The organism is Acinetobacter sp. 16 (assembly GCF_033439925.1).
Lineage (GTDB): Bacteria > Pseudomonadota > Gammaproteobacteria > Pseudomonadales > Moraxellaceae > Acinetobacter > Acinetobacter junii.
Genome location: NZ_CP137746.1, coordinates 2,071,025 through 2,092,800, shown reverse-complemented (window position 1 = coordinate 2,092,800; position 21,776 = coordinate 2,071,025). Strand labels below are relative to the sequence as shown.

Here is a 21,776-nt window from a genome sequence, read left to right as displayed (position 1 = left end):
CTTAGTTTCCAATCCCGAAACTAACTTTGTGGTAATCATGAAAGATGGTGTGTTTTATAAGAATACGGTTGCTAAGTAATTTATAAGGGGCTTAGGAAGTTAAGCATATCAAAAAGTATGGTAACTTCCTTATATGAAAGCAAAAAATAGATACTATTCCCGTTCAAGAATCACAGAGGCAAAATTCAGACAGATCATTCGCTTTTTTGCCATGGATTTAACTGCTTCAGATACAGCTAAACTCACCAATATTTCTGTACGTTCCATCAATACAATTTACATCAGGTTGCGTAAAAAGATTGCGGCACAATGTGAGGAAATATCTCCTTTCAACGGTATCGTTGAACTTGATGAATCCTACTTTGGTGCTCGTCGTATTCGAGGAAAACGTGGACGTGGTGCATCAGGAAAAACCATTGTATTTGGACTACTCAAAAGAGATGGAAACGTATACACAGAAATTGTGCCTGATTGCTCCAAAGCTACGCTACAGGGCATTATTCGGGGGCATATAGAGCTTGATTCTGTGATCAATACAGATGGATGGAGAGGCTATGATGGTTTAGTTGATATTGGTTTTGACAAACATTTAAGAGTGAATCATGGGGACAACGAATTTGCATGCGGGGAGCGTCATATTAACGGCATAGAATCATTCTGGGGATATGCTAAAAAGCGACTCGTCAAGTTTAATGGAATTGACAAAAAGATGTTTTATTTGCATCTTAAAGAAACGGAGTATCGCTTCAATCATCGGAACGGTAATTTATATCTCGATTTGCTTAAATTACTCCGTAACAATCCTCTTTAACTTCCTAAGCCCCTTTATAATTATTGGCTGCTGACTTATTCAAGCTAAAGTATTCAATACATACTTTAGCTTATTTATTTTATGATCTTTAAATTATAAATAGAATTAAAAGCTTCATGTTTTAAAGTCTTCCAATTTATTAGAGCAATCGATTGTATAATTTGTTGATTTTAATGCTTATGAGTTTTGAACCATTTAAATAAAAAATATTAATGTATACTTTTACTATGTATTGAAGAGAAGCAGATTTGGTTTTACGATTCTCCATGAAGATAGGCAGAGTAAAACTTGAAGTGCGACATAAACCACCTAATTAATTTAAAGGGTTTATGGAGTATATAAAATTGTCATACCATCATCTTAACTTTGAAGATCGTACTGCATTAATGCTTGAGTCAAGAAAAGAAGGCTTTTCAGCCAGAAAATTTGCTGAACTTATTAAAAGACATCCTAGTACGATCTATCGTGAGCTTAAAAGAAATAGCATCAATGACGTTTATCAAGCTCGATATGCTTCTGATAACACTTTTGCTAGACGTAGACGTGGTCACAGAAAACTCAAAATCGATTCAATCCTCTGGAAATTTATTGTTGAAGCGATCCGTTGTTTATGGTCTCCTCAGCAAATAGCAAAGCGTTTAAAGACATTTCCTGATTTGGATCAAACAATGAATGTAAGCCATACAACGATTTATTCAACGATACGAGCATTACCCAAGGGTGAGTTGAAAAAAGACTTATTATCCTGTCTACGTCATGAAAATAAAAAGCGAAAAGCTAACGGTGAACCTAAAAAAGATTCTATATTACAGGATATTAAAACTATTCATGAGCGCCCAGCCGAAGTTCAAGAAAGAAAAATACCGGGTCATTGGGAAGCTGATTTAATTAAAGGTAAAGACAATAAAAGTTCGATAGCAACACTTATTGAACGAAATACACGGCTCTGTATCTTGGCAACATTACCTGATGCAAAGGCAGAATCAGTGCGCAAGGCTTTAACTGAAGCTCTGAAATATTTACCTGCAGAACTGCGTAAAACGTTGACCTATGACCGTGGACGCGAGATGGCAGAACATAAAATACTTGAAGAAGATTTAGGCATAGATGTATATTTCTGTGACCCACATTCACCCTGGCAAAAAGGCACATGCGAAAATATGAATGGTTTAATTAGGCAATATTTACCTAAAGGGATTGATTTAAATCAGGCAGATCAGCATTATTTAAATCAAGTTGCCATGTCACTGAATACTCGTCCTAGAAAAGCGTTAGATTGGCTTACACCATTAGAGAAATTTGCTCAGCTTGTTGATTATCATAAGACTTTTCAAACTGTCGCACCTCATGTTTGAATTCGCCATATTTTGGTTGAATAATAATCTAAGGATTTTTTAGGCTTTGTTCTTGCCAGTATCATTATGAATGATCCTGATCAAGTAAAATGATGTATTAATGTACAATAGAGCTAAACGTCTGCACAAAAATTATTGCATTGCAAAACTGAATTATGTAGAATCTGCCACAAGTTAAATTATTGTATTCAATCATTTTAACGTTTTAGGGCCTATAGCTCAGTTGGTTAGAGCAGCGGACTCATAATCCGTTGGTCGACAGTTCAAGTCTGTCTGGGCCCACCATATAAAACAACCACTTACGTGCACTAATCGTAAGTGGTTTTTTGTTTTTAGATTCTGGTAAGCAAATGGTAAGCAGCTTAAATCAACATTATTTTTAATTGGCTTTATGGCATAAAGATTTTAAAGATAGAGTTGTCTGTAGTTATTAAAATTCAAGTGACAACGTGGGTATGAAGTCGGTCTAATATCGTAAACTTTTTTAAGACTGCCACACGTGCATGAATCTCTTTGACTTGACTGTCAAAATTCCTAGCACTGAGTTTATCGCCTAATAATTTGCTGTAATGCTTTCTTGTTTCGACCAACTTATCGCCATGGATATCTTAACCATTCTTCCAAATGCTTCTCCGCAGACAATTAAGCACCCACTGAAATCCACTTTTTTATCCGCGCAACATCCCCATATAATTTTCTTTAGTAAGTAAACCAAAATGTTTTTTTGCGATAAAGCACTCTATTCTAGAATCTGTTTACATAGACGCGGATTTAAAAGGCTCTCATCTATGCAAGGAATTAAATGATTAAGTTTAGAATGAGCATGAAGATCTACTTCAGCTTTTATAGATATATTTTTAATTTCATTAGACCAATTACTATTTCTATATTGTCTCCAATTTAATTTAATTTTGATTGGTCTATTATAACCATTTAATTCCATAATAAAAATTTGATTGAATAATTCATCAAATAACAAGACATGTGAACGATGGAGGTGAGGATTTTTTTTAAGTAGTAGCTCTAATGAATTTATGAGGAGTGAACAGCAATCATTAGACAGAGCAGTACTATTAATGGTTACTCCCCAGTGATGTAATAAATACAATGTACAAAAGCTGTCGAGTGAGCCATAATTTGCTATATATTCCAAGTCAATCTTATCAAAATCTCTTATACGTCGATTAGATAAGATAATGTCTACGATATATTTAGGTAAATCATTTAAATCTAATAAAATAAGGTTTTCATCAAATGTTTGGTATTTTAAAATTTTCCAAATGGGATGATTAATAATATTAGATTAACCAATACATTTAGATGGCTTTGTTGCATAAATAAATTTCATCCCCATACAGGCTTTGTTGCACAAATAGACGAAAGGTAGAGTTGTTCTAATCTTCAGATATTTATGCAACAGCCACCGTTTTAGCTGTACCAAGTTGAGTAAATTTATTCAAAATATCGACTCTTATTTGCAAGTCAACCACCTGACGATTAAAGCATCGACTAGATACACCTTGTCCAAGTCGTTTCAAGGCAAACATTTTAGCCTCTATTCGGGATCGTCGATGATAACCAATATCTCGTTTCCACTGCTTTTGACCCTTGTCCCAACAGCCTTGTACTGCATGATTCCTTGCTTTACCAATTTCATTTTCCGCCCATAAAGCAGCATTGGAACGAGGAGGGATAATTACATTTGCTTGCCGTTTCAAAATCGCATCATAACAATTCACTGTGTCATAAGCACCATCAGCCGTGACAGATGCAATGGGTTCATCAATTTGATCTAAAAGAGGTTGGAGCATTTCAGCATCACCATATTGGCAGGTGGTGACTTCAACCGCTTGTATTTCTCCACTGTTTGCATCTGTCGCAAGATGTAATTTCAGCCATTGACGATGTTGGTTTACGCCATGTTTTTTACGCACCCATTCCCCATCACCTGTAACTTTGATCCCTGTGCTATCAACTAAAATATGCAAGTCTTCCTGTGGATTTTTTGCTGATTTATGTAGAAGTGGCTGGAGCTTATCTGCTCGCCGACTCAATGTTGAGAAGTCTGGAACATTCCAGTCGAGGTGAGCCATTTGAAAAAGGCTTTGAATGAAACCTTGTGTTTGGCGTAAAGCCAGTTGGAACAGGTTTCGTATCGTCAGGGCAAATTGAATTGCTATATCAGTGTAGGTAGGTTGACGTCCTTTTTTTCCAGTAGGTGTTGCAGACCATTGCATTTGGGGATCAAACCAAATGGTGAAAGCACCCCGTTGACGTAAAGCCTGATTGTACTCAGACCAGTTCGTTGTTTTGTATCGGCTTTTTGATTCTGTATTCATCTAACATGTATGGGGGGCTTTGTTGCATAAATATGTAAGCATCTGATTTAAATAAATTTAATTTTGGATCAAAAAATAATCAAAACTTTTAAAATCATATAGTTATGAAATCTTTGTGCAACAAAGCCGTAAAAACTATAAAATTAAAGAATTATAAATTTTTTGATTCATCTATTCATGCTCATAATTATTGTGTAAATTACTAATTATACAAGTTTTTTATTATTAAGAATGTATTAACAATAGAGTATATCAAATAGATTTATATAGTTTTTTAGTATTCTATTTAAGAATTGAAGGTTCACAAGGAAAAGTATATGAGGAAACTGTTAACTGCAGAGTCTGCTAAAAAACAAGATACAGATTTGCGGCTTTCATCTAACTCTATCTTAACAGGTACAAAGGTAAGCTCACCTGTTGAGTTGGAGAGGGCTTTAAGAATGCCAAGAAGTAAAAAGTATCTTGAATATATAAAAATATTGGATACTGGAACTCACCATAGTAACAAAACTTCATTGCAAGAACTGAAGGAGAATATACAAAAAGAATTGCCTGAAGCGGCAATGGGCTTACTTATAGGGATCGTTTCTAAGTGTTATTTAGGAGCTCCTTACGAAGTTCATACCTTAGACTTTTTTGGTCAGATCATTGAACACTATAAAGTAGGGGAAAGTATGAAATCAGAATTAGAAAGAGCTCGTACTTTAGCCAAACATCACAACTATATGTGCATTGAAGTTTATTCTGACAGAATGGTGGCGATTTCAGATGATGGTACGGCGGCAATAATAAACAAATAAATTTTTTAACTTAGCAATAACTCAATATAAAAGGGGTGAAATATGGCTGAACGTATTATACAGACGGCGGATTTGTCAAATATTAATAGAAGTCTATCAGCATTAGGAAACAGCCTAGATCAGATCTCAGGTCAAATTGACGTAGTTGATCAAAATTTAAATGCTACACAGCAGGACTTAGTTAATCTTTGGCAAGAGTTCCGTGATTTTGTAGCGGCTGATGTTAGGGCTAAAGAAATTAGCTTGGCTGAAACTCGTCAAGTTAAAATCAGACAAGAGCTTGATACAAGTTATGGTCACTATGGGCAAGTAAGGCGTATTGCAACAGGTATCTTGCAGGCGGCTGATATTAAGATTGTTCGTCAAGAAACAATGCAAAATGCTACTGAAGAATTAATGTTATTGACGCCTAAATATTGGTTAGCACCAGCATTAGTCGCTTTAGGTGCTTGGTTAAACGATAATAAGGACCTTGCACAAAAAGCATTGAGCGAAGCGTTAAAGCGTGATGATGAAAAAACGACACTCTTTTTTGCATTGGTGTCACGTCGTGCACAGCGATTAGCTGCATGCCAGACATGGTTAGATCGTTATTTAGGACAACAAGATCCATTTAATTTAGATCGTCAAACTGTAGTATTAGTGGATGCATTGGTAAATGGAGTTTTTGGTGCCAGTGTAAGAATGCAATGTTCATCTAGAATTGAACAATGGGTAACTGAGTTAGAAGCTCAAGCAGGTTTTGTCGAAGAACAGCGTTCCCAATGGGAAGATGCAATTAAAACAAAATATCCAAATCAGGATTTTTCTAAAAATTATCCTAGATTGTATAAAGCAGTTCCAAGTAGTGATTGGCAACAAATCAGTGAGTCATTGAATCACACACAAATTCATTCAATTCTTCATAAATATTTTAGCGATATATTTGAGGGGGAAATTAAACCATCCCCTAGTTTGAATGATGAAGTGGATTTGCTCTTAGATAAGCTTGTGCAAAACTTTGATGATGAAGAATTGCCTCTTAGACAGCAAGAACATCTATGCCAGCTGATTATTGATGAAATGGGCGATCGTTCTGTCGCTGAAGAGAAATATCGCTTAGAAGAGAAAACATTAAGCGACATGGTAAGCTTTACGCAGTTACTTACCAACGCTGCTATGCATCCGCAACTTTCACATGCCTCTGTAGCGACACAGCGTTATGCTATTGCACTTTCTAAACAATGGATTGTAGATGCCCATCAAGATTTGACAGCTAGTATCAGAGCAGAATTTCCACAAAAGTTGACCTTGAACTTAGCCGAGTGTAATTGGACCGGTGAAACTAACAATGGAAGTAATGAAGCATTATTGCTGCAAGATTTAGAAAGACATATCGAAGCGCAAAAACAACAGGCAATTGCAAATGTCAAACTTCAAATGCCAACTTATATTAAAGCGGTTATTGGTGGTGCATTAATTTTACTCACCGGTTTTGCTGTTTGGGCAATTGTAATAGGTGCTGCTTTATTATGGTGGGCGTTCATGGATTATAAGAATTTAGATAACCAGAAGAAAAATGTTGCTCAGCATTATGAATATCTTAAAGAACAGAGTGCCAATGAGCTTAAAGCTATCTTAGCTGAAGTTGTAGATATGCGGAAACAGTTAATGCACCAAGACAGTGAATCAAGTCTAGTTTCAGATTTCTTTAATGAACTCTCATCGAAAGAATATCTGATGTCTGCTCATGATAAAGGCCGAAATTTAATGGCTGGCTAACACAAATACTAATTAAGATAGAGGGGATAAAACATGGAAAATCATGAGAATGCAACAGATACAAATATTTCTTCCAAAACTAGAGTGTTTCTACATGAGGCAACTCAGAATGACGCACCTCAAGCACAAGTGAAGGAAGCAACTGTGAATATTGCGCAATCACAGCTGAATACAGGCAATACTCAATTCTTTGTGGGAGAGTTTCCTGAATGGGATTTGTTGCCTCAAACTGGATTTGTACGTCGATTTAAAAAGAGCAAAATATGAGTCGAAAATTGACTTGGGCCGGTACATCGGAGAAACACAACCCTGATGTACATGTGCAGGTGCCACATACATATTCAGAGTGGTGTGATTGTTTGGGCTATTTGAAAGACAGCCAATATGACAAAGATATTAAAGTGCTCCTGTCAAAAGGTAGCTTAAGCTGGACTTCCGGTGTCGCTGAGCGTTTTTCAGAGCGTTTGGCACTGGTTTTTAACATGCGTCTGCAAGAGTGTGCTCAGCGCCTAGATCGTAATATCTCATACAGTAATGACGAGTCGGGGCTGATCACGGGATTGCTTAGTGCACGAAGAACATTAAGCTTTCTTCATGAAATTGCAACCTTAGAGTGTTTTCCAGAACTATTGCAAAAACACTTGACTACTGAGCTTGAAAATTATGCTAAAAGGACGCAAAGCAGTTTGGAAAATAGTGCATCCCGAGATAGAACAGGCCGTTTACTTAGTATTATTAAGCATAATTCGATATTGAATTTTACGAAAGTAAATGTGCCATCTAAGGATATGCCGTATATATCTCAAAAGAACCAGCCACTAACTGACACTGCTATTTCTGAGACTTCTACAAAATTTAAAAGACGTAATTTTCTGTAATTAATTTCAATAATTTATTCGAATGAATGAGAAATCAAAATCATGAGTGATACAAAGGAATTTAAACAAACTCTAACTCGATATTTAAAAGCACGTATACCGTTTATCTCTATACGTAGCGCAGAGCGAGCTCGTGTTCTTGATATTTGCAAAGAAATTATTTCTGAGCTTAATGCTAGCTTCTATGTACATACCTTATCTCAAGGTACTCGAGAGATTATAAGCAATCGAGGTGTAAATGATGATCGTTCAGTTATTGGAGCTTTGGACTTTGCAAGTAGTCAAATGATGCAGCGTCAGCAGTTATCTTTTTTGTTAACGGAAGTAACTGATTTAGAAGATGATACTAATTTTGCTCGTCAAATGCAGGACGTTGTGATGTTGGCGGCTGAAAATGGTGGAAGTGTAATAGTCATTACTTCAAAACCAGTCTGGAGTCAGCTTCAGCGTTTAGGTATGTCCTTAACGTTGTCAATGCCGACAGAAGATGAAATGGCTGAGCTTATTCATGAACAAATTACGGCATATCGCGAGCATTTCCCAATTGAATGGGATCTCAACGATGAGAAACAAGCAGCAGCAATTTTAACTGGTATTTCCCGTATTGAAGCTGAAAATATTATTGCAACTTTTTTAGCAAATGGGAGAGTTACAAAAGCAGACCTTAAGGAGTTAATGCATGTTAAGGATCGTATTTTTGCTGATATCTCAGGCGTAGAGCGAGTGGTAGTCCGAGAGGACAGTCTTAGTGTAGGCGGTTTAGCTGGACTACAAGCTTGGCTGGATAAAGAAAGACCTTTATTAACAGCAGATTTGCGTGAACGTGGTATCAGACCGCCACGAGGGGTTCTGCTAGTTGGAGTACCAGGGTGTGGAAAATCCTTATCAGCGAAAGCAATTGCGGCCAGCTGGGGACTCCCATTGTACCGCTTGGATTTATCGACTATCCATGGACAATACTTAGGTCAAAGTGAAGGCAGGTTAAAAGATGCATTAACCACAGCAGATCATGTTGCTCCTTGTGTGCTGTGGATTGATGAAATTGAAAAAGGATTGGCTGGTGCCGGTCAATCCAGTGATGGCGGAACCGCAACGCGTCTAGTAGGACAGTTTTTATATTGGTTGCAGGAAGCAACATCGAGAGTATTTGTTGTAGCTACGGCGAATGATGTTTCGATGCTCCCTCCAGAGTTATTACGCCGTGGCCGATTTGATGAATTATTTTTTGTTGATTTGCCTACACCGATAGAGCGTAAAGAAATTATTGAAATTTATATCAGACGTGGTTTGAAGAGAGATATTGATCCTACACTCATGGATGAATTAGTTCAATTGTCGGAAGGTTTCGCTGGATCTGATTTGGAAGCAGCTGTAAGAGAAGTAGTTAAAGAAGCATATCTTAATGGGGATGATGTCATTAATACGGATTTATTCAGACAAAGTTTTGAAAATGTGGTGCCTCTCTCTCAAACAAGTCCTGAACAGATAGAAGCTATACGTAATTGGGGAAGAGAAAGGGCTGTACCTGCTTCAGGACACATGCAGATGAATAAAATTGATAAGAGTACAGTGAAGATGCGCAGGGCTGTATTACAGTAAATTATTGATGTATTCGTCCTAAATAGAATTCATTTATAAAAAATGCATTCTATTGATATAAACAGTGAGGCCTAGAAAAAATAGGGTTTAATTCACGTCAAAAGTGATATTGGCCTGCTCAAGCATCCAATTCTCATATTCTGTATGCCATTTTCTTAGTAGATCAATTAGCCGAACAGTGTAATGCTTCTCTTCGGTACCGCTAGGTTTGTGTCCCGCAATTTGGGCAACGATACCGCTAGGTAAAGATAACTATTCTGAAAAGAGTTTTGAGTGAACGCCGTGGTCGATACTATTCCTAATCCTCTGAATCTGGATCATCTTTTAAAACTCGTGGCTGTTTTATTATCAAAAAATTGTAGAATGGCATAGGAAGGGTAATCCTCCCATAAATAACCGAAGTTAAAAGTAGAGGTTAAGCAGCCATTAGAGGTGGCTTTCCTTTGTTAGCTTGATGTGGTCTTTCATGGTTGTAATGCCACAACCAGTTTGTTGCATAATCTTGTACTTCATCCAAAGTATCAAATAAATGCTTGCTCAGCCAACTATAACGTATGGTCCGATTATAGCGAGCGTTCAATATACGCATTCTGCTGTGGCTTACCCGGTTGAATATATTCAATACGAATACCGTGCTCAGTAGCCCAGCGCACAAATTCGTGACTGATAAATTCGGGACCATTATCGCATCGGATCACTAACGGTTTTTCTCTCCACTCCAGCAATTGATTCAACGTACGAATAACCCTGATTGTGGGCAATGAGAACCCTGCTTCAATGGCTAGGCCTTCGCGGCGGTAATCATCAATCACATTCAATAATCGAAACTTGCGACCATCGGAAAGCTGATCATGCATAAAATCTAATGACCAAACCTGATTTTCTCGGATTGGTTCTTTCAATGGTTCAGGCGCATGCCGTTTTAGTCTTCTTCTCGGTTTAATACGCAGATTCAGTGCCAACTCACAGTAAATGCGGTAAACCCGCTTGTGATTCCAGCAGCAACTCTCAACATGCCGTAAATACGAGAAGCACAAACCAAAGCCCCAATCGGAATTTTCCTCAGTGAGTTCAATGAGCTGTTCAGCAATGAGTGCATTGTCATCGCTGAGTTTGGCTTGATAGCGGTAGCAGGTTTCACTAATGCCAAATGCTTTACAAGCCAAACGAATACTAATGGCATGCTGGGCAACTGCCTGTTGTGCCATCTTACGCCGGCAAGATGGCTTTACCCTTGCGCAGCAGTGCTGCTCATTGCCATCGCTTCCTGGATGATTTCGGCCTTTAATCGCTCTTCCGCATACATCTTTTTAAGTCTGGTATTTTCGGCTTCTAGCTCTTTCAGTCGAGCCATTAATGATGTATCCATACCACCATATTTGGCACGCCATTTATAAAAGGTAGCATTACTCATGCCGTGTTCACGGCAAAGGGTCGCTACAGGTGTGCCAGATTCTGCCTGTTTCAAGATGGACATGATCTGACTGTCAGTAAATTTAGATGTTTTCATGCAGAATCTCCTGCTCGTATCTTAAGAGAAAATTCTACTTTTAGATCCTATTTTTTTTAGGGGGGATTACCATTCTGATTAGAAAAGATAAAGTTTTCATTGATGTAACTTGTTGCACATAAAAGAATGGTGTGTAACTCAAGTAACTTGTAGCCTCTGACTTCCATGTAATACCCACATAAATAAAATGCTTTAAAAGTAATAAATAATTACTTTAATTATCGTGTGAATTTTATATTGGAAACTTATCTTTATGCGTCAAAATGAAAAATACTTTAGTCTAAAGAGAATCATCATTTTTATTTAAATACTTTCTTTGCTTAGTCGTAAAATATTGAACCTAGCCAAAATAATGGACAGATAGTCCCTCTAAAGCTAACGTAAAGTTAACTTTGGAGATACAAGAAATGGCGAAACGCTTTAGTCCTGAATTTAAACAACAATCGATAGAGTACGCACTAGCAAACACACATGAACCATTAGCTGTCATAGCCAGGAAGTTAGGTGTGGGTTATTCAACACTAGATAAATGGGTACGTGCAATGAATCTGGCTGGAACCAGTATACGACAACTTACACCAGAACAACAACGTATTGTTGAACTTGAGAAGGAAAACAGACAACTCAAGGAAGCCAATGATATTCTAAAAAAGGCGCATGTGTACTTTCTGACCGCCGATCAAACCAAGAAAAGTACACGGTAATAGCGGATTTAACGATGAAAAAGGCAGTCACTATATCTTCCGCCTGTAAATACTTAGCCGTCAGCCCTTCTGGTTATTATGCTTGGCGTAAGCGACGAGTTGATACTGCTCAGAAATATAAGGATTTAAAAGCAGTGTATTGGTACCATCATGCTCGCTTAGGTGCCCCATCACTAGTTCATGATATGCATGATTTGGGTTATAACCTGAGCGAACGTACGGTAGGAAGAATGCTCAAGCATCTCGGGTTACGCAGTAAAATTTCCCGTAAATATAAACATACGACAGATTCAAATCATCGTTTGCCTACAGCTCCCAATCTATTGGATCGCCAATTTACCGTCACAAAGCCGAATCGGGTATGGACGACAGACATTACATACATTCGAACCAAAGAAGGCTGGTTATATTTATGCGTGATGTTAGATCTGTTTAGCCGTCGTATTGTGGGTTGGCAAACCAGCTATCGAATAGACCGTCAATTGGTGTGTGACGCATTTAATTATGCAATGGCACGTCAGGGTTATCCAAAGGGGGTGATGGTTCACTCAGATCAAGGATCACAGTACTGTAGTCGTGATTTTAGAGCGATACTATTGACGAATGGGTGTATTCAAAGCATGTCTCGCAAGGGGAACTGTTGGGATAATGCTGTTACAGAAAGCTTCTTTCATACATTGAAAGGTCATGTGGTACACGGTAGTGTGTTTACTACTAGAAAAGAAGCCAATGCTGTCTTGTTTGAATATATTGAGATTTACTACAATCGAATGAGGCGACATTCTGCCAATGGTTGGTTAAGTCCAGAAGCCTTTGAACAGAAATATTTTAAGAATTTAGAGGGATCGATTGTTCACAATTCTGTCTAGGATCATATTTATATTAAAGAAATTATGATAGCGATTTAATACAGTAAACTTTTATATAAGTTAGATAACTAATTGGTCAGAATGAAATATGAGAAAGACTTATCACTTACCGTAATCTATACGGTAATTATTGAGAATGCATCAGAAGAGGTAATAATAAGCTCAATCAAAAAATTGTTATATTGAAATAGTTTTGAAATGATTTGAGATAAGATTGTGGTGCGCTCAGCGGGACTCGAACCCACGCCACAGGCTTCGGAGACCTGTACTCTATCCTGTTGAGCTATGAGCGCATGCGAGCCACATGATAGGCAAAAAAATCATATAGGTAAATATAAACATGAACACCAAGTGATTTCTTGCTTATTAAAAGAGCAATTATTCAAATTATGTTCTTATTTATAAGGTCAAATTTATAAATGTTGAACTGAATAATTAATTAGCTTAAGTGTTTGATTCAGTTGAGTCGGTGGAATGCGGCTTTCTTGTAAGGAGGTAATCCACTGCATTTGACATGCTTTTAATTGTTGCACGGTTTTTATTGTTTGAATCTTTTGGATTAAAGGACGAGCCATCAAACCGCAATAGGTGGTTAGTGTTTGGATCATCACTTGTTGAATCTCTACAAAAGGTAATTTTTCAAGTTCAATATTTTCAAATGTTTCTTCATCAGAGCTTGGTGTTGTTGAATGATTATTTTCAAGCGGTTCTGTAATTGCTGATTGAATGATAGGAGCAGTTTGTTCCAAAGGTATTTCTTTTATATTTGTTGGCTCTGCCTGTTGGGCGAGTAAACCCATGTCAATCAGTTGTTGAACAAGCTCAGATGGTGCAATTTTTTCTTTGTAGTTATGGTCTAGTTCTTGAAAGTCTTCGTGATCAATAAGTAATAGTAGTCGTCGTTGTTTTGCAGTCAAAGCGATATTGCGTTGTTGCAATGCATTTTGTCCAAGTTCCGTTTTAAAAAAATGTGACATCTCTTAATCTCCCCCAGTCAAGATCTAGATGGAGATTAAGATATAGTTGAAAAGTGACAGAAATGTTAACAAATTATTAAATATCATCTATTTGCATAAAGTAAATAGAAAATAATTGAACTTATTGAAAATTAACGTGCTTTTTTAGACGATATTTTTTTCTAGTGCCTTTCTTAAGTACGGATCGAGATCATCTTGTCGCATTAACCATTGCACATAATCTGTTGGTAAATCAGAGATCGAAGTGCCTTTGTGTTTACCGAAGCTAATTGATTTTGGAATGCGTGCCTCTTCTGAAGCTACATAGAGTTGTTCAATTGTTTGGATATTTAAATGATGGATGATATGCATCAAAATATTGGCTGTTAAAATAATATCTGCATCAGCTCTATGTGCGCCTTTCAGCATTTCACGAGCTTTATCACTTCCTTTCGAAATTAAATAAATTAATGCAGAAATATTATGCGCTTCTGCATTTTCCCATACGCGACGAGCAAGCGCTAGCGTACAAATAGGCTTTAATTTGGAAACATCAACACCACATTTCGCAATTGCTGAAATATCGTAATCAACATTGTGACCAATGATATACGCAGTTTGTTCTGGTAATTCGAATTCATTATAAAAAGGTTGATCTATCAAATCCGATTCAAGAATATGATGAACTGCCATAGCGGCGTATGAGATCGGTTGACCGACTTGATAGAGTTGATCAAAAATTTTGGTTTTATCTAAACTTAATTTACCACTCTCTATCTCGATTGGTGCATATGCAATTTCTATCGGTAAGCCATTCAATGTATGGGTTTCAGTATCTAAAATGATAGCTTGCATTGGGTCATGACCTAAGTGAAGTAGAGTGGATTTGATATCTTACTCGAAATTATGCCTCAACCAAGATGTGTTCGATTCGCAATCGCTATATTCCTCTGGTAATTCGATTTTTTGATTAAAAATAAATCTTATTTTGCTGATGAAAAGACTTGAAACGCATTTCGAATAAGCGTAATTGTTGACAGTGAAATGCTTTAGAAAAGATCTAAAGATGCATCAAAAATAAAATAGTTAAGGAAAAACTATATATGAAAATGAAATTATTAACGGTTGTTATGCTGAGTTCAAGCCTTGTTCTAACGGCTTGTGGTGGAAGTGACGATTCAAGCTATACATCGAAACCAAGCATTCCTGAAAACAACTTTAAAAATCCAGTAGTTGGAATGCCCGTTGCTTACACAAAAACTGATTTCTCGGCATTTGCTTCTGAAAGCTCTGTCATGACATATAAAATGTTGGGACAAAATGGCAAAGAAACATTAGCGACTAGTTTGATATTCGTTCCAAAGGGAACGATGCCATCAGGTGGTTGGAAAGTTGTCGTTTGGGCACATGGAACAACGGGAGTTGCTGATCAATGTGCGCCTAGTCGAAATGCAACGAATATCTATATACAAGACATGATTAATAAATTTCTTGCAGCTGGCTATGTTGTTGTAGCTCCAGATTACGAAGGTTTAGGTGAACCAAGTGGGAGAGAATTACATCCATTTTTAAATGTTAAGAGTGAAGCATACTCAATTACGGATGCTGTTGTTGCAGCAAGATCTTATTTGGCGAGTCAGGGGAAAGTGCTTTCACGTCAATGGGTGACTGTAGGGCATTCTCAAGGTGGGCAGGCAGCACTGGGTGCAGCGCAATATGCGAGTCGCGCTAAATTGGATTATAGAGGCACGGTCGCAGTAGCTCCAGCATCGAACTTAGGAGCAATTCTAGTTAAAGGTGAGCAATCTGTTGAAAATGCACCTATCGCTCAGCAAATTCAAATGTATGCTCAACTTGATACTTTTACTGCATTAATCACAGCAGGGATAAGAAATCTGCAACCTACTTTTAATTATATTAATGTCTTTAAATCACCAACGGATGAGATTGCAAGTCGAGCAGAATTAGATTGTTACGATCAGGTTGGTCAGAAGTTCGGTGCGGCAATGCAAACGTATGCATTCACAAATGGTAGCCTAGCTAACTATCCAAGAACTCAAATTAATTTTATGGCAATTCCATTGGTTAAGACTTTCTTGGAGAATGATTCACAGCCTGCACAAGTTAAACTGAGCCAACCTGCGCTAATTTATCAGGGCGGTAAAGATACAACGGTTCCTCGTGAAGCAACGGACGGTCTTGTCTTGTTAGCACGAAGTAAAGGATCGAAAATTCAATATTTTACTGATGCGGAATGGGATCATGGCACTGCTTATGTGCTAAATATCTCAAATATTGTTAACGATGTGAAAACATTGATGCCTGCGAGCAATTAATTTAAAAATCGCGTTTATTCGCCCAGTATTTCAGCTAAAAGAAATACTGGGCTTGCTGTTAATTAATAACTACTTCCGTTTCCCAACCATCATATTCAGCATTGTAAAGCTTGCATAACTCGAATAATTCTAAAGTACAACGATCTATTGAATATTGATCAACGTGATCTATACGAGAAATTTGTAGAGAAAACTTCATATGTTCATCATCAAGCTGATCGATTTGTACAACTTCAAAACCTAAAGCTTGAGTCTTGAGTACACATTCAGCTAAGTCTGTTTCATTTTGGAAGAAAAGCCAATGACATACAGGTCGTGCTATCTGTAGACGATCACCATGATGAAGAAGATTCTCAACAACAGCTCGATTAGATATAGTCTGTAATATTTCTGGAGTAGGGTACATGCATTTAAAATATGAAGACCAATCTGGTTCATCGCGGTGACCAGTTTGATAGGAATATTGAGAGAATTTTTGCATGATAAGTTGAATTTTATGTTTTAAGACAGTCGCATCCTCACAATAAAAATAGAATTCTCTGATTTTATTATGTGTCAATCTCCCTACATATATGCTCTGACTTCCATTAATTAGGCTAGGTATGATTTCATCCTCAAAAACCATTAAATGGTCAAATTCTTCACTTAAAGATAAGCCATCTTCTCGAGGTTGATTCATTTTAATTTCTAGCCAAATTAATTGTAATCTTTGTGATATAGGTGCGATTTCAGCTAAGGCTAAATTAACAAAATAGCTTGCAGGCATCTCATCAATTTGACACATGTAGTAATTCCAGTTTTCTGGAAGTTGGAATTCATGATTGTTCAGAGTATTTTCGAAGTCCATTTTTTATACCAAATTTTAATTATTTAAAAGCTTGTTAGATTCTTCATCATTTTCATTGATATCGGAACATTCAGAATGAATAAAATTCACGAATAATTAAATAAATATCAATCTGTGAAAAGGCAAACTTCATGCTACAATACGCACCAATCTTTAGCACGGCTTAAAAGCCCTAATTTATAGGACCCCCGCTAATGTTTGCCAATATTTCTATTGCTCAATTTGATCCAGAATTAGCTCAAGCGATTGCTTCTGAAGGCGAACGCCAAGAAGCTCACATTGAGTTAATTGCATCAGAAAACTATTGCTCTCCAGCAGTTATGGAAGCTCAAGGATCAAAACTTACGAACAAATATGCAGAAGGTTATCCTGGCAAACGCTATTATGGCGGTTGTGAATATGTTGACGTAATTGAACAACTTGCAATCGACCGTGCGAAAGCATTGTTCGGTGCTGATTATGCAAACGTTCAACCACATGCAGGTTCACAAGCAAACTCGGCTGTGTATTTAGCGCTTCTCAACCCAGGTGATACAGTACTTGGTATGAGCTTAGCTCACGGTGGTCACTTGACTCACGGTGCTAAAGTAAGTTTTTCTGGTAAAACATACAACGCTGTTCAATACGGTTTAAACCCTGAAACGGGTGAGATCGATTATGAAGAAGTTGAACGTTTAGCTTTGGAACACAAGCCGCGTATGATCGTTGCTGGTTTCTCTGCGTATAGCCAAGTTGTTGATTGGCAGCGTTTCCGTGAAATCGCTGATAAAGTTGGTGCTTATCTTTTTGTTGATATGGCTCACGTTGCAGGTTTAGTTGCTGCTGGTGTTTACCCGAACCCAGTTCAAATTGCTGATGTAACAACGACTACTACTCATAAAACGCTTCGCGGTCCACGTTCTGGCTTAATCCTTGCAAAAGCAAATGAAGAAATCGAGAAGAAACTTCAATCTGCAGTATTCCCTGGTAACCAAGGTGGTCCTTTGATGCACGCAATTGCTGCTAAAGCAATTTGTTTCAAAGAAGCGATGTCTGATGAGTTTAAAACTTACCAACAACAAGTCGTGAAAAATGCTCAAGCTATGGCTGAAGTATTAATTTCACGTGGTTATGATGTTGTTTCAGGTGGTACAGAAAATCATTTATTCTTATTGTCTTTAATCAAACAAGACGTAACGGGTAAAGATGCTGATGCATGGTTAGGTGCAGCACACATTACTGTAAACAAAAATGCAGTTCCAAATGATCCACGTTCGCCATTCGTTACTTCTGGTATCCGTATCGGTACTCCAGCTGTTACAACTCGTGGTTTTGGTGAATCTGAAGTTCGTGAACTTGCAGGTTGGATTGCTGACATCATCGACAGTAAAGGTGATGAAAAAGTTATCGCTGAAGTGAAAGCTAAAGTAGAAGCTGTTTGTGCAAAATTCCCAGTATATGTAAACTAATTTGTATATCTAAAAAAAGCGCCGTAAGGCGCTTTTTTTATTTGTAACTTACTGTGATTTTAATCTTCGAAACTTTTCTAAAAGTTCTGAATGTGATTCATTATGTTGTGGATCAGGTTTAACGCAATCTATCGGGCAAACTGCAATACAAGTCGGTGCATCATAAAAACCGACACATTCTGTGCAACGTTCGGTATCGATTTCATAAATTTTAGCACCTTCATATATTGCTTCGTTTGGACATTCTGGTAAGCACATATCACAGTTGATACATGCGGTAGTAATCATAAGAGCCATGAATTAATGTGCTGAGTATGCTAAAGAGGCTGATGATAATTGCTGTTTTGCTTGAGGTAAGTTCCGAATCAGCAATGCGTAACGAATATCAATTTCTTGTGGAAATTGTATTTCAACCGTATGACCTGAACCTTTGGCATTATCGATAAGATTACCTTTGAGATCACGCATTTGTTCGAGCACAAAGTGGACATTGCCTTTCGGTGTCATTAATTCAAGTGAGTCCCCGACAATAAATTTATTTTTGACTTCAACTCGGATGAAGTCACCATTCCTTTCTAATACTTCTCCGCAGAATTGTTGAAAGTCAAAATGTGATGATCCATCTTCATAATTTTGATATTCACTGTGAGTATGGCGACGTAAAAAACCTTCTGTGTAGCCACGGTTAGCTAAACCTTCAAGTTGTGTCATTAGACTTTGATCAAAAGATTTACCCGATAATGCATCATCAATTGCTTTTCGATAAATTTGTGCGGTGCGGGCACAATAAAAGTAAGATTTGGTTCGACCTTCAATTTTTAGTGAAGCGACGCCCATTTGACTCAGTCTCTCGACATGTTGCACCGCGCGAAGATCTTTAGAATTCATGAAATAAGTACCATGCTCATCTTCTTCGGCAGCAAACATATCCTCATCGTTGCGTTGTACTAATACTGGATTGATAGTATTACGCTCATGTGATGATTTAGAACAACATGATTTTGAATTTTCGAAATGTTGAACAGGGATAACATCTCCATTTGAATCTTCTTGTGCGTCATGGATTTTATATTCCCAACGACAAGCATTGGTACATGCTCCTTGATTGGCATCACGTTTATTCATGTAACCCGATAGTAGACATCGACCAGAATAGGCCATACATAAGGCGCCATGTACAAATACTTCTAACTCAATATCTGGCACGTTATTTTTAATTTCTTCAATTTCGTCTAAAGATAACTCACGTGAAAGAATTACACGGCTTAAGCCATAGTCTTTCCAAAACTTAACTGTAGCCCAATTGATGGCATTTGCTTGTACTGATAGGTGAATTGGCATATCAGGAAAATGCTCACGAACCATCATGATTAACCCTGGGTCGGACATGATTAATGCATCTGGTTTCATTTCAATAATTGGGGATAGATCACGTATGAAATTTTTTAATTTACTATTATGTGGCTGGATATTGACGACGACATAAAATTTTTTACCAAGAGAGTGAGCTTCTTCTATGCCAATTTTAAGATTGTCATGATCAAACTCATTATTTCTGACACGTAAACTATAACGTGGTTGCCCTGCATAGACAGCATCTGCTCCGTAAGCAAAAGCATAACGCATATTTTTTAGTGAACCAGCAGGAGAGAGTAATTCAGTATTCATGATGCAATAAAGGCATATTTAAAATAAGGGATTATTTTAAGAAGTTCAAACTATAGATTCAACCAAGTAATTTACTCAGGATTTTTAATGTGTTAGACCCAATTTAAGTGTCAATAAAAAAGCACCCGAAGGTCACTGCTGTCCCACAAATATCACAAGAAGAACCTCAATTGAGGTTCTTCTTGTTTTCGCCATTTTTTATCAGGCACAAAGAGTGACCTTAAAAGTTTCCTTTCAAATAAATTGACCTGAATAATTCTCAGTAAACGCTGAACACTCCATCCTTCTTGTGCCATGTGTTTAGCGAAGTTCACCAGCAAATAGGCAATTAATGCAATCCATATTTGCGTTTGTATCGCATTGCGGCTTCGACCTAGAAATGACTTCAGTTTTAAATTCTGCTTGATGGCTTTAAAGAATAACTCAATCTTCCAGCGGTCTTTATAAATTGCAGCAATGGTGGATGCTGCCAGATGAAAGTTGTTGCTCAGAAATTCGAATGTTCTTTTCTTATCTGTATCATAAAACTCTATACGTCTTAATAATTCAGGTGCGCCTCTTTTCTTGGCATGCGCACTGCTCAATTCAATACATTCATCCGCAATAATCCCTTTAGTCTCTAATACGCTGCGGCTTGATTTAACTTGATAAACTGTCTTTGGGCGTAGCCGGGTTACAAAGCTGACGTTCTGGAGTGTCAACTGAGCAAACCATTGATAATCAACATATCCTTTATCAAAGACGATAATGCTGCCAGCAGGAAATTTAAATGCTCTGCCTTGCACCATATCATTTTCAATACCATCCCCAAGCGCTACAAATTCAGGAATGGTATTGCTGTGATTTAAGCCAACACTGAGTTTAATACTGGCTTTGGATTCATGTACTTTTGCCCATGCGCACAATGACAGTGAAAGATCAATATGACTGGCATCTAGTGAATACAGCGGATTTTTGAATCTAAATTTATGTGCAGTTTTAGAGTTTTCACAGCGCTGAAGCAGCTGTGTGAACAATTGCTGATACAGGCTGGCGGGCTGTTCTTCGTTGAGTCTTGCTAAGGTGCTTCGCGCAATTCTCTTCGCGCCAAGATGATAGAGCTTTTCCTGCTGGGATTCGAGATTGGATTGAATGTTTCTTAAGCTTTGCCGACAAGAAAGTTGGGACATCAATATGGCAACAAACTGATCCCAGCGGGTGGCTGATCTTAATTTTTGCCCAGAGTGATGCAGTTTAGCCAGACGTTCAAAATCTTGTCTTAGAATGGGTTTGAGTAATTGATGAAATACGGTATTCTGATGTGACAAAACCTGAGTCCTTTATAGTTAAAGTGTTTGTTTGCACTCATATTTTAACTATTTAGACTCAGGTTTTTTTATTTAAAGCAAACTATGGGACAGTAGTGCCCGAAGGTGCTTTTTATCAATGATGACGATGTTTGCGTTTTTTCTTATATTTTTTTGACTGATAGTTGTCGTAGTCTCGGTCTTGACCTACTTTACGACCCAAAGCGGCACCACCTGCTGCACCCGCAGCTGCGCCAATATAACCACCAGTTGTACCAGCAATATTGCGACCAACAGTATAACCACCTACACCACCTAAACCACCACCAATTGCAGCTTCGGTACGCGTACGTTTACTGCTAGCAGCAGCTGCACCACCAGCACCACCAACAGCTGAACCAATCATGGCACCACTATGACCACCAATCTCTTTACCTATTGCTGTACCAACAACACTACCTAAAGCTGAAGTGGCTGCAACACGTGTTGCATTATCTGCATATGCAGTGCTTGCAATAGTAGAACCTGCAAGGATTGCACTCAGTAACATAAAATGCGCTTTCATTTTGACTCCATGTGCCCGCTGTTCAGGCATCTTTTGTAATGGAA

18 protein-coding genes, 2 tRNA genes and 2 pseudogenes are annotated in these 21,776 nt (G+C 37.7%); 11 read left to right on the top strand and 11 right to left on the bottom strand.

Annotation, left to right across the window (positions count from 1 at the left end):
• Positions 1–133: 133 nt before the first annotated feature.
• The 3 genes from R2H34_RS10270 (at position 134) to R2H34_RS10260 (ending at position 2,451) form a co-directional block, all read left to right on the top strand.
• Positions 134–811, top strand: coding sequence for an IS1595-like element ISAju1 family transposase (locus tag R2H34_RS10270; protein ID WP_017395466.1), 678 nt, complete (start codon positions 134–136; stop codon positions 809–811).
• Between the two features lie 386 nt (positions 812–1,197).
• Positions 1,198–2,166: an IS30 family transposase gene (locus R2H34_RS10265; RefSeq protein WP_014538385.1), complete on the top strand. Its 969-nt coding sequence runs from the start codon at positions 1,198–1,200 to the stop codon at positions 2,164–2,166.
• 208 nt (positions 2,167–2,374) lie between these two features.
• Positions 2,375–2,451, top strand: a tRNA-Ile gene (locus tag R2H34_RS10260).
• A 152-nt stretch (positions 2,452–2,603) separates the two neighbouring features.
• Here R2H34_RS10260 and R2H34_RS10255 read toward each other — a convergent pair.
• Positions 2,604–2,768: pseudogene (locus tag R2H34_RS10255) on the bottom strand (IS5/IS1182 family transposase); the annotation flags it as partial.
• Positions 2,769–3,575: 807 nt separating this feature from the next.
• Positions 3,576–4,505 carry an IS5-like element ISAba10 family transposase gene (locus tag R2H34_RS10250; protein WP_036801691.1) on the bottom strand — a complete coding sequence of 310 codons (930 nt, stop codon included), beginning with the start codon at positions 4,503–4,505 and terminating at the stop codon, positions 3,576–3,578.
• Positions 4,506–4,822: 317 nt separating this feature from the next.
• On the opposite strand from R2H34_RS10250, the gene R2H34_RS10245 reads away from it, so the two are divergent.
• Genes R2H34_RS10245 through R2H34_RS10225 form a run of 5 tightly spaced genes read left to right on the top strand, consistent with a single transcriptional unit; the run spans position 4,823 to position 9,543 of the window.
• Positions 4,823–5,305: a hypothetical protein gene (locus R2H34_RS10245; protein WP_087541022.1), complete on the top strand. Its 483-nt coding sequence runs from the start codon at positions 4,823–4,825 to the stop codon at positions 5,303–5,305.
• Positions 5,306–5,347: 42 nt separating this feature from the next.
• Entirely contained in the window at positions 5,348–7,066 is a 1,719-nt protein-coding gene (locus R2H34_RS10240) for a hypothetical protein (protein ID WP_004962478.1), read from the top strand.
• A 33-nt stretch (positions 7,067–7,099) separates the two neighbouring features.
• A complete protein-coding gene (locus R2H34_RS10235) occupies positions 7,100–7,333 on the top strand; it encodes a hypothetical protein (protein ID WP_004962476.1) in 234 nt (77 codons plus the stop codon).
• A complete protein-coding gene (locus tag R2H34_RS10230) occupies positions 7,330–7,944 on the top strand; it encodes a hypothetical protein (RefSeq protein ID WP_087541024.1) in 615 nt (204 codons plus the stop codon). Before R2H34_RS10235 ends, R2H34_RS10230 begins: the two co-directional genes overlap by 4 nt.
• Positions 7,945–7,986: 42 nt before the next feature.
• Positions 7,987–9,543 carry an AAA family ATPase gene (locus R2H34_RS10225; RefSeq protein WP_004962472.1) on the top strand — a complete coding sequence of 519 codons (1,557 nt, stop codon included), beginning with the start codon at positions 7,987–7,989 and terminating at the stop codon, positions 9,541–9,543.
• A 415-nt stretch (positions 9,544–9,958) separates the two neighbouring features.
• On the opposite strand, the pseudogene R2H34_RS10220 reads toward R2H34_RS10225, so the two are convergent.
• Positions 9,959–11,053: pseudogene (locus tag R2H34_RS10220) on the bottom strand (IS3 family transposase).
• Positions 11,054–11,460: 407 nt separating this feature from the next.
• Here R2H34_RS10220 and R2H34_RS10215 point away from each other — a divergent pair.
• Positions 11,461–12,626 (top strand): IS3 family transposase gene (locus R2H34_RS10215; RefSeq protein WP_318342260.1). Its coding sequence is split into 2 segments (ribosomal slippage): positions 11,461–11,707 and positions 11,707–12,626, totalling 1,167 coding nucleotides; the frame shifts between segments, so codons are not numbered across the junction.
• 217 nt (positions 12,627–12,843) lie between these two features.
• On the opposite strand, the gene R2H34_RS10210 is transcribed toward R2H34_RS10215, so the two are convergent.
• The 3 genes from R2H34_RS10210 to R2H34_RS10200 all read right to left on the bottom strand — a co-directional run bounded on the left by R2H34_RS10210 (position 12,844) and on the right by R2H34_RS10200 (position 14,437).
• Positions 12,844–12,919: transfer RNA gene (locus R2H34_RS10210), tRNA-Arg, on the bottom strand.
• Between the two features lie 120 nt (positions 12,920–13,039).
• A complete protein-coding gene (locus tag R2H34_RS10205; protein ID WP_004962465.1) occupies positions 13,040–13,603 on the bottom strand; it encodes a hypothetical protein in 564 nt (187 codons plus the stop codon).
• A gap of 144 nt (positions 13,604–13,747) precedes the next feature.
• On the bottom strand, positions 13,748–14,437 hold the full coding sequence (locus R2H34_RS10200) for a putative quorum-sensing-regulated virulence factor (protein WP_039048314.1): 690 nt from the start codon (positions 14,435–14,437) through the stop codon (positions 13,748–13,750).
• Positions 14,438–14,685: 248 nt separating this feature from the next.
• Between R2H34_RS10200 and R2H34_RS10195 the strand changes: the two genes are divergently transcribed.
• Positions 14,686–15,918 carry an alpha/beta hydrolase gene (locus tag R2H34_RS10195; RefSeq protein ID WP_004962461.1) on the top strand — a complete coding sequence of 411 codons (1,233 nt, stop codon included), beginning with the start codon at positions 14,686–14,688 and terminating at the stop codon, positions 15,916–15,918.
• A 58-nt stretch (positions 15,919–15,976) separates the two neighbouring features.
• On the opposite strand, the gene R2H34_RS10190 is transcribed toward R2H34_RS10195, so the two are convergent.
• Positions 15,977–16,765 carry a DUF695 domain-containing protein gene (locus tag R2H34_RS10190; RefSeq protein ID WP_087540995.1) on the bottom strand — a complete coding sequence of 263 codons (789 nt, stop codon included), beginning with the start codon at positions 16,763–16,765 and terminating at the stop codon, positions 15,977–15,979.
• Between the two features lie 194 nt (positions 16,766–16,959).
• Here R2H34_RS10190 and glyA point away from each other — a divergent pair, with 194 nt between their 5' ends.
• Positions 16,960–18,213: a serine hydroxymethyltransferase gene (gene glyA / locus R2H34_RS10185; RefSeq protein ID WP_318342259.1), complete on the top strand. Its 1,254-nt coding sequence runs from the start codon at positions 16,960–16,962 to the stop codon at positions 18,211–18,213.
• A 48-nt stretch (positions 18,214–18,261) separates the two neighbouring features.
• Here the strand turns inward: glyA and R2H34_RS10180 are convergent, their stop codons facing one another.
• The 4 genes from R2H34_RS10180 to R2H34_RS10165 form a co-directional block, all read right to left on the bottom strand.
• Positions 18,262–18,510, bottom strand: a complete 249-nt coding sequence (locus R2H34_RS10180) for a YfhL family 4Fe-4S dicluster ferredoxin (RefSeq protein ID WP_004915219.1) — start codon at positions 18,508–18,510, stop codon at positions 18,262–18,264.
• A gap of 3 nt (positions 18,511–18,513) precedes the next feature.
• Positions 18,514–19,881: a tRNA 5-hydroxyuridine modification protein YegQ gene (gene yegQ, locus R2H34_RS10175; protein WP_042892633.1), complete on the bottom strand. Its 1,368-nt coding sequence runs from the start codon at positions 19,879–19,881 to the stop codon at positions 18,514–18,516.
• A gap of 152 nt (positions 19,882–20,033) precedes the next feature.
• Positions 20,034–21,188, bottom strand: coding sequence for an IS4 family transposase (locus tag R2H34_RS10170; protein WP_318342258.1), 1,155 nt, complete (start codon positions 21,186–21,188; stop codon positions 20,034–20,036).
• Between the two features lie 115 nt (positions 21,189–21,303).
• A complete protein-coding gene (locus R2H34_RS10165; RefSeq protein ID WP_004953900.1) occupies positions 21,304–21,732 on the bottom strand; it encodes a hypothetical protein in 429 nt (142 codons plus the stop codon).
• Positions 21,733–21,776 lie beyond the last annotated feature (44 nt).

Bases quoted from the DNA above. Each gene is read 5' to 3' on its own strand.
- R2H34_RS10270 (WP_017395466.1), top strand. From the start codon at position 134: ATGAAAGCAAAAAATAGATACTATTCCCGTTCAAGAATCACAGAGGCA.
- R2H34_RS10265 (WP_014538385.1), top strand. From the start codon at position 1,198: ATGCTTGAGTCAAGAAAAGAAGGCTTTTCAGCCAGAAAATTTGCTGAA.
- R2H34_RS10250 (WP_036801691.1), bottom strand. From the start codon at position 4,505: ATGAATACAGAATCAAAAAGCCGATACAAAACAACGAACTGGTCTGAG.
- R2H34_RS10245 (WP_087541022.1), top strand. From the start codon at position 4,823: ATGAGGAAACTGTTAACTGCAGAGTCTGCTAAAAAACAAGATACAGAT.
- R2H34_RS10240 (WP_004962478.1), top strand. From the start codon at position 5,348: ATGGCTGAACGTATTATACAGACGGCGGATTTGTCAAATATTAATAGA.
- R2H34_RS10235 (WP_004962476.1), top strand. From the start codon at position 7,100: ATGGAAAATCATGAGAATGCAACAGATACAAATATTTCTTCCAAAACT.
- R2H34_RS10230 (WP_087541024.1), top strand. From the start codon at position 7,330: ATGAGTCGAAAATTGACTTGGGCCGGTACATCGGAGAAACACAACCCT.
- R2H34_RS10225 (WP_004962472.1), top strand. From the start codon at position 7,987: ATGAGTGATACAAAGGAATTTAAACAAACTCTAACTCGATATTTAAAA.
- R2H34_RS10205 (WP_004962465.1), bottom strand. From the start codon at position 13,603: ATGTCACATTTTTTTAAAACGGAACTTGGACAAAATGCATTGCAACAA.
- R2H34_RS10200 (WP_039048314.1), bottom strand. From the start codon at position 14,437: ATGCAAGCTATCATTTTAGATACTGAAACCCATACATTGAATGGCTTA.
- R2H34_RS10195 (WP_004962461.1), top strand. From the start codon at position 14,686: ATGAAAATGAAATTATTAACGGTTGTTATGCTGAGTTCAAGCCTTGTT.
- R2H34_RS10190 (WP_087540995.1), bottom strand. From the start codon at position 16,765: ATGGACTTCGAAAATACTCTGAACAATCATGAATTCCAACTTCCAGAA.
- glyA (WP_318342259.1), top strand. From the start codon at position 16,960: ATGTTTGCCAATATTTCTATTGCTCAATTTGATCCAGAATTAGCTCAA.
- R2H34_RS10180 (WP_004915219.1), bottom strand. From the start codon at position 18,510: ATGGCTCTTATGATTACTACCGCATGTATCAACTGTGATATGTGCTTA.
- yegQ (WP_042892633.1), bottom strand. From the start codon at position 19,881: ATGAATACTGAATTACTCTCTCCTGCTGGTTCACTAAAAAATATGCGT.
- R2H34_RS10165 (WP_004953900.1), bottom strand. From the start codon at position 21,732: ATGAAAGCGCATTTTATGTTACTGAGTGCAATCCTTGCAGGTTCTACT.